Below are 14,494 nucleotides of genomic sequence, written 5' to 3'. Positions count from 1 at the left end.
CATCGTCGGTGCCGCCGGCCGGGGGAACCGGGATGCCCCACGAGATCCAGCCCTCGAACTGTGCATGTGCACAAACTTCATTCACGTATGACTCAATCAAACAGATGAGTGATAAGGTGGAGCCATGACTCGGATCCTGATCAGTGGTGGAGGCATCGGCGGGTTGGCGCTGGCGCAGGCGCTGCGCGGCGCCGGGTACGAGGTGGCGGTCTACGAGCGCGATCCCGCGCCGGAGCCGCGCAACCAGGGCTACCGCATCCACATCGACCCGGACGGCAACGCGGCGCTGGCCGCCTGCCTGCCGCCGGACGTCCTCGACCTGGTGCGACGCACCAGCGGCGCCAACGGCGACCTCGTGGCCGCCTACACCCACCGGCTCGAACAGGTGATGGCGCAGACCTTCCCCAACACCGGCGACGAGGCGATCACCTGCGTCGACCGGTACACGTTCCGGCAGGCCCTGCTGACCGGGCTGCAGGACGTCGTCCGCTTCGGGCGGACCGTCACCCGCTACGAGGTGACCGGCTCCGGGCGGGTGCGCGTCGAGTTCGCCGAGGGCGGCAGCGACGAGGGTGACCTCCTGGTCGGCGCCGACGGCGTCGGCTCGGCGGTGCGCAAGCAGCTGGTCCCGCACGCGACCGTGCGCGACCTCGGCGTCCGCTGCCTGTACGGGCGCATGCCGCTCACCCCGGACACCGACCGGCTGGTGCCCGCCGACTTCGACCGGGGCTTCTCCTGGGTGTCCGACGACACCGGCTACGGCGCCGGGTTCGCGCCGGTGCGGTTCCGCACGCCCCCGCCCACCGGGGTGGCCGACTACCTCATGACGGTCCTCGTCGGCACGCCCGAGCGGCTCGGGCTCGGCGACGAGGAGCTGTTCCGGGCGGCGCCGCAGCAGCTGTGGCGGATCGCCGTCGACGCGACGAGCACGTGGCACGAGTCGGTGCGGGAGCTCATCGCCCACGCCGACCCCGGCTCGTTCTTCCCGATCACGATCCGGGCGAGCGAGCCCGTGGCGGCGTGGGAGACCGGGCCGGTCACGCTGCTCGGCGACGCGATCCACACCATGCCGCCCACCGGCGGGGTCGGGGCGAACACCGCGCTGCGGGACGCGCAGACGCTCGCCGCGGAGCTCTCCGCCGGGAAGCCGTTGCTCGAGGCGGTCGCGGCCTACGAGCGGGTCATGCTCCCGCGCGGGTTCGAGGTGGTCGAGGGGTCGTTGCGGATGGCCGATCAGATGTTCGGCAGGGCCGTTCGGTCGCAGGCGTCGTGAGGCCACTCGCCGACTGGTCGGCGGCGGCCGGGTGAATCGTGCCGTTCGCCCCTTCCCGTGCGGCGTGATCGAGAAGACGCTGTGGGTCGCTGTCGACCAAGGAGGCGCGCCACATGACCCAGACCGCGGAGCGACCGACCTACATCGGCCAGAGCGTGCCCCGCCGCGAGGACGCGGCGCTGATCACCGGCCGGGCCACGTGGACCGACGGCATCACGCCGGCCGGAACGCTCCACATGGCGGTGGTGCGCAGCCCGGTCGCGCACGCCCGCATCCGGGGCGTCGACACCGCGGCCGCCCGCGCCCTCCCCGGCGTGGTGGCCGTGTTCACCGGGGCCGACCTGGCCGGCGACTTCGCGATCGGGCTGCCGTGCGGGTGGCCGGTCACGGAGGACATCAAGATCCCCGACCACCACCCGCTGGCGCGCGACGAGGTCAACCACGTCGGCGACGGGGTGGCCGTGGTGCTGGCCACCGACGCGCGGACCGCCGAGGACGCGGTGGGGCTGGTCGAGGTCGACTACGAGGAGCTGCCCGCCGTCGTCGACGTGGAGGCCGCGCTCGCGCCGGGCGCCCCGCTGGTGCACGAGGAGCTGGGCACCAACCACTGCTACACGTGGCCGCTCGCGGTCGGCGACGTCGACGCCGCGTTCGCACAGGCCGACGTCGTGGTCGAGGGCCGGTACGTGCAGCAGCGGCTGGTGCCCTCGGCGATGGAGCCGCGTGCGGTCGTGGTGGTGCCCGAGCCGGTGGGCGGGGCGTTCACCGTCTACAGCTCCACCCAGGTGCCGCACTTCGTGCGGGACCTGCTGGCCATGGTCTGCGGCGTGTCCGACACCAAGATCCGCGTGGTCGCCCCGGACGTGGGCGGCGGGTTCGGCTCGAAGCTCAACCTCTACGCCGAGGAGGCGCTCGCGTTCGCGCTGGCCCGCCGCACGGGCAAGCCGGTGAAGTGGACCGAGACCCGCTCGGAGAACCACATCGCGACCACCCACGGGCGGGGTCAGGTCCAGAAGATCGCCGTCGCGGCCACCCGCGAGGGCAAGATCCTCGGGATGCGGGTGGAGCTGCTCGCCGACATGGGCGCCTACCTGCAGCTGCTCACCCCCGGCATCGCCGTGTTCGGTGCGTTCACCTACTGCGGCCTCTACGACTTCGGCGCCTACTCCTTCGAGTGCAAGGGCGTGTTCACCAACCTCACGCCCACCGACGCCTACCGCGGCGCGGGCCGCTCCGAGGCCGCCTACGCCCACGAGCGGATCATGGACGACCTCGCCCGGGAGCTGGGCATGGACCCGGCCGAGGTGCGGCTGCGCAACCTCATCCCGCCGTTCTCCGAGCCGCGCACCGTGCCGTCCGGCGTGATGTACGACTCGGGCAACTACGAGGCGACCATGCGGCGGGCGATGGAGCTGGTCGAGTACGACCGGCTGCGCGCCGAGCAGCGCGAGCGCCGGGAGCGGGGCGACGTCGTGCAGCTCGGCATCGGCATCGGCAACTTCACCGAGAGCGGCGGGCTCTCCCCGTCCAAGGTCGCGGCCGGGGTGCGGCTGCAGAGCGGCGGCTGGGAGGCCGCGACCGTGCGGATGACGGTCGGCGGCAAGGTCGAGGTCGTCACCGGCACGTCCCCGCACGGGCAGGGGCACGAGACCGCGTGGGCGCAGATCGTCGCCGACGCGCTCGGCGTGCACCCCGACGACGTCGAGGTGCTGCACGGCGACACCGCGATCGCCCCGTTCGGCCGCGACACCTACGGCTCGCGCAGCCTGCCCGTCGGCGGGGTCGCGGTGCACCTGGCGGCGGAGAAGGTCGCCGCGAAGGCCCGCGCGATCGCCGCGCACCTGCTGGAGGCCTCCGAGGACGACCTCGAGTTCTCCGGCGGCCGCTTCTCCGTGGCGGGCACCTCCGGGCCGGGCATCACGATCCAGGAGGTCGCCCTCGCCGCGTCGCTCGCCGCCAACCTCCCCGAAGGGATGGAGCCGAACCTCACAGCGGACCACCACTTCGACCCGCCCAACTTCACCTGGCCGTTCGGCACGCACATCTGCGCCGCCGAGGTCGACACACAGACCGGGCGGGTCATGATCCGCAGGTACGTGGCGGTGGACGACTGCGGCCCGATCGTCAACCCGGCGATCGTCGAGGGCCAGCTGCACGGCGGCATCGCGCAGGGCGTGGCCCAGGCGCTGTACGAGGAGGCCGTCTACGACGAGGCGGGCAACCCGAAGACGCCGACGCTCGCCGAGTACCACTTCCCGACCGCGGTGGACCTGCCGAGCTTCACCCTCGACCAGACGATCACCCCGTCGCCGACCAACCCGATGGGGGTGAAGGGCATCGGCGAGTCCGGGGCGATCGGGTCGGCGCCCGCCGTGGTCAACGCCGTGATCGACGCCGTGAGCCACCTCGGGGTCAGGCACCTCGACATGCCGGTCACCCCGGAGAGGGTGTGGCGGGCCATCGCCGAGTCGGGCCAGACTGCGGGTGATGGCGGACCGAACACCTAGACGGGAGGCCGGACATGGTGGCGATCAACTGCGACATGGGTGAGGCCTTCAGCATCTACCGCTGCGGCGACGACGAGGGGCTCATGCCCTGGATCACGCTCGCGAACGTGGCGTGCGGCTTCCACGCCTCCGACCCGAGGGTGATGCGGCGGACCGTCGCGCTCGCCAAGGAGCACGGCGTGAAGGTGGGCGCGCACCCGTCGCTGCCCGACCGCGAGGGCTTCGGCCGCCGCGAGATGAAGATGGAGCGCGACGAGCTGACGGCCTCGGTGATCTACCAGGTCGGCGCGCTGACCGGGTTCCTGCGCGAGCAGGGCATGGAGCTCAACCACATCAAGCCGCACGGCGCGCTCTACGGCATGGCGGCCCGCGACGAGGAGGTGGCGCAGGCCGTCGCCGACGCCGCCGCGGTGTTCGGCGTGCCGCTCATGGGCATGGCGGGCACGGCGCACGAACGCGTCTGGGGCGCGAGCCCCGGCGGGTTCATCTCGGAGTACTACGCCGACCTCGACTACCGCCCGGACGGCTCGCTGATCATCACCCGCGAGCACGCCGCGTTCGACCCCGCGTCCTCGGCGCAGAAGGCGCTGCGCGCGGTCACCGAGGGGGTCGCGACGGCGATCGACGGCACCGAGATCCCGGTGCGCGCCGACTGCGTGTGCGTGCACTCCGACACCCCGAACGCCGTCGACCTCGCGAAGGCCGTTCACGAGGCGCTGCGACCGCACCTGAACTAGGAAGGAGACCGCGTGAGCCGCATCGAGGTCGTCTCACCCATCCCCGGCGTCTTCTACCGCCGGCCGGACCCGGACAGCGCCCCCTTCGTCGTGGAGGGCCAGACCATCGGGGCCGACGACACCGTCTGCCTCGTGGAGGTCATGAAGTCGTTCCACCCGGTGCAGGCGGGGGCCGCCGGCACGCTCGTCGAGTTCCTCGTCGAGAACGAGGACGTCGTCGAGGCCGGCCAGCCGGTCGCGGTGATCGAGGCAGGGTGAAGCGCCTCCTCGTCGCCAACCGGGGTGAGATCGCGGTGCGGATCATCCGCGCCGCCCGTGATCTCGGGATCTCGACGGTGGCCGTGCACAGCACCGCGGACGCCGACGCCCGCCACGTCCGGCTGGCCGACGCGGCGGTGGAGATCGGGCCGCCGCCGGCGGGCAAGAGCTACCTGCTCGTCGACGCGATCGTGGCGGCGGCCCGCGAGACCGGCGCGGACGCGGTCCACCCCGGCTACGGGTTCCTGTCCGAGCGGGCGGCGTTCGCCGCGGCCGTCGCCGACGCCGGGCTGGCGTTCGTCGGCCCGGACGCGGACGTGATCGACCGGATGGGTGACAAGGTGCGGGCGCGCCAGGTGGCCGCGGCCGCGGGCGTGCCGACCGTGCCCGGCACCGAGGACGGCGTCGACGACGTCGACGCGGCCCTCGCCGCCGCGGCCGACATCGGCTACCCGGTCATGCTCAAGGCCGCCGCGGGTGGGGGCGGGCGCGGCATCCGGGTCGTCGCCGACGAGGCCGAGCTGCGCACGGCGTTCCCGGCCGCGTCCCGGGAGGCGGCCAGCGCCTTCGGCGACGGGCGCATGTACCTGGAGCGGTTCGTCCGCCGCGCCCGCCACGTCGAGGTGCAGGTGCTCGGCGACGGCACCGACGCGGTGCACCTGTTCGAACGGGAGTGCTCGCTGCAGCGGCGCAGGCAGAAGGTGCTCGAGGAGGCGCTCTCGCCCGGCGTCGACGAGCGGGTGCGGGAGGAGATGACGGCGGCGGCCGTGCGGCTCGCCCGCGAGGTCGGTTACCGCAGCGCGGGGACCTGCGAGTTCCTCGTCGACGACGACACGCACGAGTTCTTCTTCATCGAGATGAACACCCGCATCCAGGTCGAGCACCCGACCACCGAGCTGGTCACCGGCATCGACCTGGTCGCAGACCAGCTGCGGATCGCCGCGGGCGACCCGCTGCCGCACCGGCAGTCCGACATCGCCGCCCGCGGGTGGGCGATGGAGTTCCGGATCAACGCCGAGGACCCGGCGCGGGACTTCCTGCCGTCGCCGGGGAAGGTCGGGCGGGTCGAGCTGCCCGACGGCCCGTGGGTGCGGGTCGACACGTGGCTCGAGCCCGACGTCACGATCCCGCCGTTCTACGACTCGCTGCTGGCGAAGGTCGTGGTGTGGGGCGAGGACCGCGAGAGCGCGATCCGCCGCTCCCACCGCGCGCTCGCCGAGTTCGCCGTCGAGGGCGTCCCGACGACGGCCGGGCTGCACGCCGAGATCCTCGGCGAGGAGTGGTTCGCGGCGGGGGATTTCCACACCGGGACGCTGGAGAAGTGGTTGTCCGACCGTGAGGAGCCCGCATGACGGCCATGACGGAGGTCCAGCCCGCCCGCTACAGCTGGGGCGGTGACGAGTTCGTCTTCGTCGAGCTCGCCGAGGAGATGAGCCTGCAGGCCAACTTCCGGGCGATGGCGATCACGAAGCAGCTGGCCGCCGCGCGCCCGGAGGGCGTGCTGGAGATCTGCCCGGCCAACGCCTCCTACCAGGTGCGCTTCGACCCGGACGTGCTGGACCCGCGCGAGCTGCTCGCACTGCTCAAGGACCTGGAGCAGCAGGTCGGCGACGCCCACGAGCTGGCGCTCGACACCCGGGTGCTGGAGATCCCCGTGCTCTACCGGGATCCCTGGACCACCGAGACCCTCATGCGGTTCCGCGACCGCCACCAGGACCCGAACTCCACCGACATCGAGTACGCCGCGCGCATCAACGGCTACTCGAGCGTCGAGGACTTCATCGCGGCGCACTCCGGCTCGCCGTGGTTCACCTCGATGGTCGGGTTCGTCGCCGGGCTGCCGTTCATGTTCCAGATGGTGCCGCGGGAACGGCAGATCATCGTGCCGAAGTACCTGCGCCCGCGCACCGACACCCCGAAGCAGACGGTCGGCTACGGCGGCTGCTTCGCCTGCATCTACTCCGTGCGCGGAGCGGGCGGCTACCAGATGCTCGGCATCACGCCCGCCCCGATCTACGACCCCACCCAGACGCTGCCGGATTTCACCGAGTTCATGGTCCTGTTCCGGCCCGCGGACATCGTGAAGTTCACCCCGATCGACCGGGAGCGCTACGACGAGCTGCTCGCCGAGGTCGAGGCCGGGACGTTCCACGTCAGGACGCGACCCGTGCAGTTCCACCTGCAGTCGTTCCTCGACGACCCCGACGGCTACAACGCACGGCTCCTGGAGGTCCTGAAATGATCGAGGTCGTCAAGCCGGGGCTGTCCACCACCGTCCAGGACGCGGGCCGCAGCGGCTACTACCACCTGGGCATCCCGCCGTCGGGGGCGCTGGACCAGTACTCGCTGCGCGCGGCGAACCTGCTCGTCGGCAACCCCGCGGGCGCCGCGGCGCTCGAGGCCGTCTACATGGGTCCTGAGCTCGCGTTCACCACCGACGCGGTGGTCGCGGTCACCGGGGCGACCATGGTGCCGAAGGTGAACGGGGAGGAGCGGCCCGTCTGGGAGTCGTTCCCCGTCTCGGCCGGGGACGTGCTGAGCTTCGCCTACCTCACCGCGGGGGCGAGGGCGTACATCGCGGTGTCGGGCGGGATCGACGTGCCGGAGGTGCTCGGCAGCCGCTCCACCTACGCGCTCGGGGCGCTCGGCGGCGTGTCCGGCCGCCCGATCGCGGCCGGCGACCGGCTGCCGATCGGGCGGGCGAGCGGCGCGACACCCGGCCGCAGCGTGCCCGCCGACCTGCGCCCGACCCTGTCCAAGGAGGTCGAGGTGCGGGTGGTCATGGGCCTCTACGACTACCGGCTCACCGACGCCGGGCGCGCCGCGTTCCTCGACAGCACCTGGGACCTCACCCCGGAGGCCGACCGCATCGGGTTCCGCTACGCCGGGCCGCAGCTGGAGACCGTGCCGCGGGAGCCACCGTTCGGGGCGGGGCAGGACCCGTCCAACATCGTGGACGCGCCGTACCCCATCGGCTCGATCCAGGTGCCCGGCAGCGTGGAGCCGATCATCCTGCACCGCGACGCCGTCTCCGGCGGCGGCTACATGATGATCGCCACCGTGCTGTCGGGCGACCTCGACCTCGTCGCCCAGTCGGCGCCGAAGACCCGCACCCGGTTCGTCGAGGTCGACCTGGACGGGGCGCTGGCCGCCCGCGCGGACTACCGCAAGCGCAACCAGCGGCTCGCGGAGGCGCTGGGCGCCTGACCGGGCCGGGTCAGTCGCCTTCCCGATCCCAGTTGGTCGGGAAGAGCCGCTCCGTGCCCGCCATCCAGCAGGCGAACAGCAGGTAGCCGGCCTCGAAGGAGACGAGGTCGCGGTCCCACCGCGAACCGGTGGGGCGCCGCCACCTCAGGAGGGCGGCTCCGGCGGCGAGGTTCAGCGCCGCCCACGCGGCGTTCACGGCCGGGCCGGACGTCCGGCCCGCGAGCGGGGTGAGGTGCTGCCGCCCGGCGACCGCGCTGGCGAGGTGCGGCGCGCTGTTGGCGACGAGCAGCCCGGCGAGGAACGATCGGACGCGCGACGATCCCATGGGGCGCGATCCTAAGGAGGACGTCGCCGCCCCTTAGCGTGTTCGGATGCTGCAGTCGCAGGACGACACGGCGGCCGCCCGCTGGAGCGCGCTCGTCGGGCGGGTGCGCGCCGACGCCGAGGCGCTCGTCACCGAGTTCGTCGAGCGCGTGCGCGCGATCGGCCCGTACGGGCGCGGGCTCGTGCCGAACGAGGTGCTCGAGGCCGACGCCGACCGCACCTTCGACTACCTGCTGCGGCGGGTCGCCGGCCAACCCGTCCCGGAGCGGCTGCTCGACATCGGCCCGTCGATCGGCCGGGACAGGGCGCGCCGGGGCGTCCCGCTGAACGACCTGCTCACCGCGGTGCGGCTGGACTTCCGGGTGCTCTGGGCGGCCCTGCGCGACCGGGCCGACCCGGCCGACGAGGCGCTGCTCGTCTCGCACGTGGAGGACGTGTGGGCGGTGGTCGAGGACTACTCGACGCAGATCCGGGTGAGCTACGAGGCCGAGGCGGCGCTGCTCGCCCGGGAGCGGCAGGGTGAGCGGACGATGCTGGTGGCCGCCCTGCTCGCGGGCCAGGACCCCGACCCCGACGAGGTGGAACGGCTCGCCGTCGCGCTCGACATCGACGTCGACGCCGACCTGCTCGTCGCGGCCGCGGCGGCGTCGGCGGGGCCCGCGCTGCGGCGGGCCGCCGACCGGCTCGGCGCCGACGGGCGGATGGTGCACGTGCAGTCCACCGGGCGGCACCTCGTGCTGATCGCCCGCTGGGAGGGCGGGACGGGCGCCCCGGTACGGGCCGCCCTCGCCGGGGTGCCGTGCGGGGTCGGCCCGCCCGCGCACGGCCTGGCCAACGTGCCGCGCAGCGCGCGGATCGCGGGCGAGATCGTCGATGTCACGCCGGACCTCGACGGCCCGCGCGAGCTCGCCGACGCGTGGTTGCACCTGGCCGGGGCGCGCCTGGCCGACATCGGGCCCGAGCTCGTGGCGGGCGAGCTCGGCGGGCTCGCCGACGTGCCCGCGCGGGAGCGGGACCGGGTGCTCGCCGCGGTCCGCGCCTACCTCGCCACCGGCTCGGTCGCGCAGGTGGCGTCGCGGCTGTACTGCCACCGCAACACGGTGCTCAACCGCCTCCGCCGGTTCACCGAGCTCACCGGGCGGGACGTGACGGTGCCCGCCGACGCGGCGGTGGTGCTGCTCGCGCTGCAGTGCGCCCGGTGAAGGTTTGTCCGGTGAACGTCCCGTGTCGGCTGTTCCCCGCGCCGCGGGCCGCGTGCCAGGCTTGGGGCCATGGACCCCGAGAACCGCTCGGACGAGGACGACTCCGGGCTGCTGGAGCCCGAGGACAGCCTGGACGACCGCGGCGTCGCCGACGTGCTCGACGAGGGGTACTCGCCGCCCGAGAAACCGTGGGCGAGCACCGACTGGGGCACCACCGCCCGCGAAGAGGCCGACGGTGAGCCCCTCGACGTGCGCCTCGCGCGCGAGGCCCCCGAGGACGGGGAGTGGACCGGCGACGGGATCGGCGACACCTCCGACACCGACGGCGAGCCGATCGACGCCGAGGTCGGCGACGCGCGCGCCGGGCGGCTGGTCGCGCGGGGCGGGGCGTTCGACGACGACGAGGAGCTGTACGCGCTCGACGCGGGCATCGACGGCGGCGCCGCCTCGGCGGAGGAGGCGGCGGTGCACGTCGTCGGCGAGGAGCAGGCGCTCGACGAGTGAGCGGCGCGTACCGTTCCCGGCATGACTGACGTGGACGCGACCGACACCGCTTTCTGGCACCCGTTCGCCGCCATGGGCGCCGTGCGCCGCTCCGAGTTCGTGGTCACGCGCGGCGAGGACGTGTGGCTCTGGGACGAGGCGGGCAACCGCTACCTCGACGCCACGGCCAGCCTGTGGTGCGTCAACGTCGGCCACGGGCGCAGGGAGATCGCCGACGCCGTCGCCGCGCAGATGCGCGAGCTCGCGACCTACCACACGTTCACCGACTTCGCGAACCGCCCCGCGCTGGAGCTCACCCGCAGGCTCGCCGGCATCGCACCCGTCCCGGGGGCGAAGATCTTCCTGGTCAACGGGGGCGGCGAGGCGATCGACACCGCCGCCAAGATCGCACGCGAGTACCACGTGCGCACCGGGCACCCGGAGCGCACGGTGCTGATCAGCCGCAGGCACGGCTACCACGGCACGCACGGGTTCGGCACCGCGCTCGCCGGGATCCCCGCCAACCGCGTCGCCGCGCCGTTCGTGCCGGACGTGGTGCAGGTCGAGTGGAACGACCCCGCCGCGCTCGAGGCCGAGATCGAGCGGATCGGCCCGGAGCGGGTGGCCGCGTTCTTCGTCGAGCCGGTGATCGGCGCCGGCGGCGTCTACCCGCCGCCGCCCGGGTACGTCGAGCGGGTCCGCGAGATCTGCACCCGGCACGGGGTGCTGCTCGTCATCGACAGCGTGATCTGCGGGTTCGGCCGGCTCGGCGACTGGTTCGGCGTCGACCGGTTCGGCATCGTTCCCGACCTCGTCACGTTCGCCAAGGGCATCACCAGCGGGTACGTACAGCTCGGCGGGGTGGTGGCGCACGAGCGGGTGGCCGAGCCGTTCTTCGCCGACGGCGCGGCCCCGTTCCGGCATGGCGCCACCTACTCCGGCCACCCCACGGCCTGCGCGGCGGCCATGGCGAACCTCGACATCATGGAGAACGAGGGCCTGCTCAAGCGGGCCGACGGGCTGGAGCTGCCCCTCTACGAGGCGGTGCAGTCGCTCGCCGACCACCCGCTCGTCGCCGAGGCCCGCGGCGGCACCGGCGCGCTCGCGGCGATCGAACTGGACCCCGAGCGGGTGGCCGCGAACCCGGGCCTGCCCGGCGCGGTGGCGGCCGCGGCGCGGCGGCGCGGCGTGCTCGTGCGGCCGATGGTGTCGGCGCTGGCCGTGTCGCCCCCGCTCACCTTCACCGACGAGCACGTCGAGCTGATGGTCGAGGGCCTGCGGGGCGGCCTGGACGACGCGTCCTGACCGCCCCGGCCCGGTCTCAGGTCTCGAGCCACGCGGTCGTGTCGGCCGGGAGCAGCCCGTCGGGCAGCGGCCCGCTCGACACGACCACCCGGCCCGCGGGCAGCGGCACCGGGGTGTCGCCGAAGTTCGTCACGCAGGTCCAACCGTTCGGCCTGCGGAACTCGACGACGTCCTCCGGTGCGTCCGCGGCCCACTCCAGGTCCTCGGCGGTCTGCAGCCTGCGGCGCTCGGCGAGCGCGCGGCGGTAGAGCGCGAGCGTGGAGCCCGGGTCCGCCTCCTGCCGCTCGACCGACAGCTCGCCGAAGGTCGCGGGCTGGGGGAGGTGGGCCGGGCCGGGGCCGAAGCCGAACGACGGGCCGCTCGCGGTCCACGGCAGCGGCACCCGGCAGCCGTCGCGGCCCTTCTCGGTGTGCCCGGAACGCACCCAGGTGGGGTCCTGCAGGACCTCCGACGGCAGGTCGGCGACCTCGGGCAGGCCCAGCTCCTCGCCCTGGTAGAGGTACATCGAGCCGGGCAGGGCGAGCGCGAGCAGCGTGGCGGCGCGGGCGCGGCGCAGCCCGAGCTCGGCGTCGGCGGGCGGGTTCGTCCCGCCCGTCATGAGCCACGCCTTGAGGTCGGTGCCGGGCGGCAGCGCGTAGCGGGTGGCGTGGCGCACCACGTCGTGGTTGGAGAACACCCACGTCGAAGAGGTGGCCGCCGACCGGGCGAGGGACAGGTTCTCGTCGATGATCTTGCGGTACTCGGCCGCGTCCCACGACGCGAGCAGCAGGTCGAAGTTGAAGGCCTGGCCGAGGCCGTCCGCGGAGGCGTAGCGGGCCCGGCGGTGCGCCGAGCGCACCCACGCCTCGGCCACGGCCGTGCGCGGCGGGTCGTAGCGGTTGAACAGCTCCCGCCACTCCTTGTAGATCTCGTGCACCTCGTCGCGGTCGAGCAGCCGGTGCGCGCCGTCGGGCAGGTCCTCGGCGTCCAGCTCGGCCTGGCTGGGCAGCGGCGGCGTGAGGTCCTTGGCGAGCGCATTGGCCACGTCGATGCGGAAGCCGTCGACGCCGCGGTCGGCCCAGAACGCCAGCGTCTCGAGGAAGTCGTCCCTGACCTCGCGGTTGTCCCAGTTCAGGTCGGGCTGCTCGGGCGCGAACATGTGCAGGTACCACTCGCCGTCGCCGACCGGCTCCCACGCCGGTCCGCCGAAGGTGGCGACCCAGTCGCTCGGCGGCCGCTCCCCGTTGGGCCCCTCCCCGCGGCGGAAGACGTAGCGGTCCCGCTCGGGCGAGCCGGGCGGGGAGGCGAGCGCCGCGCGGAACCACTCGTGCCGGTTGGACGTGTGGTTGGGGACGATGTCGACGATCAGCCGGATCCCGGCCGCCTTCAGCGCCGCGACCATCTCGTCGAACTGGGCGAGCGTGCCGATCTTGGGGTCGACGTCGCGGTGGTCGTCGACGTCGTAGCCGCCGTCGGCGAGCGCGGACGGGTAGAACGGCGAGAGCCACACCGCGTCGACGCCCAGCTCCCGCAGGTACCCGATGCGGCTCGTGATGCCCGGCAGGTCGCCGATCCCGTCGCCGTTCGAGTCGGCGAAGCTGCGGGGGTAGATCTGGTAGACGACGGCCTGCCGCCACCACGGCGCGGGGTCCGACACGGGCGCTCCTTTTTGTTCAGGCGCTAAATCTAAGCGGTTCCGACGATAGGCAGAGCCCGGTGCGCCAGCAAGCGCGCCGGAAGTTCACCCGTTTCGGGTAGCTGCGCCATTCGGTCGTGCCTCTGCCACCGGACAGCTCAACACGTGGTGCCCCGGGCGACCCGTTCGAGGCCACGGTTCGTGACGTGGGAGGTACGAAGCGCGTGACCCGTACGCACAGGCTGTGACCGCCGTCACTCGGGTGGACGCCAGTGACGTGGGCTACCGCGCCCTCCCCGTGATCCGCTCGTTGTACAGACACGGCAAGTGACTGCTAGGGGGACAGGAGCGTGCGATGGCCGGTGAGGCGGGGAGCGGGCGCTACAGCGCAGCCCGGCATGCCGTAGCCGACGGGGACGGGCACCGCCCGGCCTCCGACGACCGGTCCCTGGTCGACCGGTTGCTCGCCGGAGGCGACGAGCAGGCCTTCGACTGGGGCTGGGGGGAGCCCGCGGACCGGGAGCCGCTGCACGACATCCCGGAGCTCTGGGACGAGCGCCGCGACGCGGGCGGTCCGCGCGACGAGGACGAGTCCTTCCCGACACCGCGTCGGCACGGCGAGCACTCGCTCGCCGACGACCGGGCCGACGGTGGGAAGCGCGACTGGTCCGACCGTGGCGGCGACGATCCGGGGGACCTGGGCGACGACCGGGGCAGCGACGACTGGGCCGCCCCGCGCCGCGACGAGGACCGGCGGCCGGACGCCGACGGCGACCGGGGTGCCGACGACGCCGCGTTCGCGCGGCCGTTCGACGACCTCGGGCCGGACCGGCGGGACCGCCCGGCGGCGCACGGCGCCGACGACCGGCGGTACGACGAGCCGGGCTTCGCCCGGCCTGCGCCGAACGGCGGGGGACCGGACGGCGACCCGCTCGACGCGCTCGCCACCGGGCGGGTCCGCGACGGGTACGGCCCGCTCACCGACGCCGACCGCGATCGGGGGGCCGGAGAGCGCGACCGCGTGAACGATGGCCTCATGGACGGTGAACACGCGGGTGACCGGCCCGGCGACGACCCGCTGGGCCCGTCGCCCCTCGCGCCGCAGCCGTCGAACCGGGACCCGTTCGACGCGGAGCGCAGCCGCGACGAGGAACCGGCCGACCGGGCTTCCCGCGAGCGGGGCCCGTCGCACCACGCCCTGTTCGAGCCGGAGCCGCCGAGCTCCGAGCCGCAGCCGCAGCCGCAGGAGCGCAAGCTCGTCGACGCGGACCCGCGGCTGCGCCGCTGGGCCGACCGCGGCCGGCCCAGCGGCTCGCCCCGCATCGAACGCCCGGTCCCGCCCGCGGACGAGGCCGCCGCCACCGACCCGCTCGGCGGCGGACGCGGCCCCGAGCGCGCCGACGCGGGTACCGACGAGCGCGAGGATCTGCGCGGCGAGGACGGGCCCGGTGACGGCCTGCGCAGTGACGACCTGGGCAGGGGCGACTTGCGCAGGGACGACCTGCGCGGTGACGACCTGCGCAGCGACAACGTGCGCGATGGCGACCTGCGCGGCGGGGAAGACCGCCTCGAGGACCAGCGCG

At 73.9% G+C, this 14,494-nt stretch carries 12 protein-coding genes and 1 pseudogene; 11 read left to right on the top strand and 2 right to left on the bottom strand.

Going from position 1 to position 14,494, the window contains the following annotated elements; translation table 11 throughout:
- Nucleotides 1–124 precede the first annotated feature (124 nt).
- The 7 genes from VKZ81_RS00565 (at nt 125) to VKZ81_RS00535 (ending at nt 7,982) form a co-directional block, all read left to right on the top strand.
- Complete coding sequence (locus VKZ81_RS00565; protein WP_324239352.1) at nt 125–1,273, top strand: FAD-dependent oxidoreductase; 1,149 nt, start codon at nt 125–127, stop codon at nt 1,271–1,273.
- Nucleotides 1,274–1,386: 113 nt separating this feature from the next.
- A complete protein-coding gene (locus VKZ81_RS00560) occupies nt 1,387–3,780 on the top strand; it encodes a xanthine dehydrogenase family protein molybdopterin-binding subunit (protein WP_324239351.1) in 2,394 nt (797 codons plus the stop codon).
- 14 nt (nt 3,781–3,794) lie between these two features.
- Nucleotides 3,795–4,517 carry a 5-oxoprolinase subunit PxpA gene (gene pxpA, locus VKZ81_RS00555; protein WP_324239350.1) on the top strand — a complete coding sequence of 241 codons (723 nt, stop codon included), beginning with the start codon at nt 3,795–3,797 and terminating at the stop codon, nt 4,515–4,517.
- A 12-nt stretch (nt 4,518–4,529) separates the two neighbouring features.
- The gene (locus VKZ81_RS00550; protein WP_324239349.1) at nt 4,530–4,775 is read left to right on the top strand and encodes an acetyl-CoA carboxylase; all 246 of its coding nucleotides are present in this window, start codon (nt 4,530–4,532) and stop codon (nt 4,773–4,775) included.
- The gene (locus VKZ81_RS00545; protein WP_324239348.1) at nt 4,772–6,127 is read left to right on the top strand and encodes an acetyl-CoA carboxylase biotin carboxylase subunit; all 1,356 of its coding nucleotides are present in this window, start codon (nt 4,772–4,774) and stop codon (nt 6,125–6,127) included. The genes VKZ81_RS00550 and VKZ81_RS00545 overlap by 4 nt, the downstream gene beginning before the upstream one ends.
- The gene (locus VKZ81_RS00540) at nt 6,124–7,017 is read left to right on the top strand and encodes a 5-oxoprolinase subunit B family protein (RefSeq protein ID WP_324239347.1); all 894 of its coding nucleotides are present in this window, start codon (nt 6,124–6,126) and stop codon (nt 7,015–7,017) included. The genes VKZ81_RS00545 and VKZ81_RS00540 overlap by 4 nt, the downstream gene beginning before the upstream one ends.
- Nucleotides 7,014–7,982, top strand: a complete 969-nt coding sequence (locus VKZ81_RS00535; protein WP_324239346.1) for a 5-oxoprolinase subunit C family protein — start codon at nt 7,014–7,016, stop codon at nt 7,980–7,982. The genes VKZ81_RS00540 and VKZ81_RS00535 overlap by 4 nt, the downstream gene beginning before the upstream one ends.
- 10 nt (nt 7,983–7,992) lie before the next feature.
- Here the strand turns inward: VKZ81_RS00535 and VKZ81_RS00530 are convergent, their stop codons facing one another.
- Nucleotides 7,993–8,307, bottom strand: coding sequence for a hypothetical protein (locus VKZ81_RS00530; RefSeq protein ID WP_324239345.1), 315 nt, complete (start codon nt 8,305–8,307; stop codon nt 7,993–7,995).
- 46 nt (nt 8,308–8,353) lie between these two features.
- On the opposite strand from VKZ81_RS00530, the gene VKZ81_RS00525 reads away from it, so the two are divergent.
- From VKZ81_RS00525 to VKZ81_RS00515, 3 genes are all read left to right on the top strand, one after another.
- Nucleotides 8,354–9,508, top strand: a complete 1,155-nt coding sequence (locus VKZ81_RS00525; RefSeq protein WP_324239344.1) for a PucR family transcriptional regulator — start codon at nt 8,354–8,356, stop codon at nt 9,506–9,508.
- 69 nt (nt 9,509–9,577) lie between these two features.
- Entirely contained in the window at nt 9,578–10,012 is a 435-nt protein-coding gene (locus VKZ81_RS00520; RefSeq protein WP_324239343.1) for a DUF5709 domain-containing protein, read from the top strand.
- Nucleotides 10,013–10,033: 21 nt separating this feature from the next.
- Nucleotides 10,034–11,296, top strand: coding sequence for an aminotransferase family protein (locus VKZ81_RS00515; protein ID WP_324239342.1), 1,263 nt, complete (start codon nt 10,034–10,036; stop codon nt 11,294–11,296).
- A 16-nt stretch (nt 11,297–11,312) separates the two neighbouring features.
- On the opposite strand, the gene VKZ81_RS00510 is transcribed toward VKZ81_RS00515, so the two are convergent.
- Nucleotides 11,313–12,932: a glycoside hydrolase family 13 protein gene (locus VKZ81_RS00510; RefSeq protein ID WP_324239341.1), complete on the bottom strand. Its 1,620-nt coding sequence runs from the start codon at nt 12,930–12,932 to the stop codon at nt 11,313–11,315.
- Between the two features lie 334 nt (nt 12,933–13,266).
- Between VKZ81_RS00510 and VKZ81_RS00505 the strand changes: the two are divergent.
- Nucleotides 13,267–14,494: pseudogene (locus VKZ81_RS00505) on the top strand (hypothetical protein); the annotation flags it as partial.

Origin of the sequence: Pseudonocardia sp. (genome assembly GCF_035305885.1) — a bacterium.
In the GTDB taxonomy this organism is placed as follows: Bacteria; Actinomycetota; Actinomycetes; order Mycobacteriales; family Pseudonocardiaceae; genus Pseudonocardia.
The sequence above is the reverse complement of the archived record's forward strand: the minus strand, read 5'-3'. Positions and strand labels throughout refer to the sequence as shown.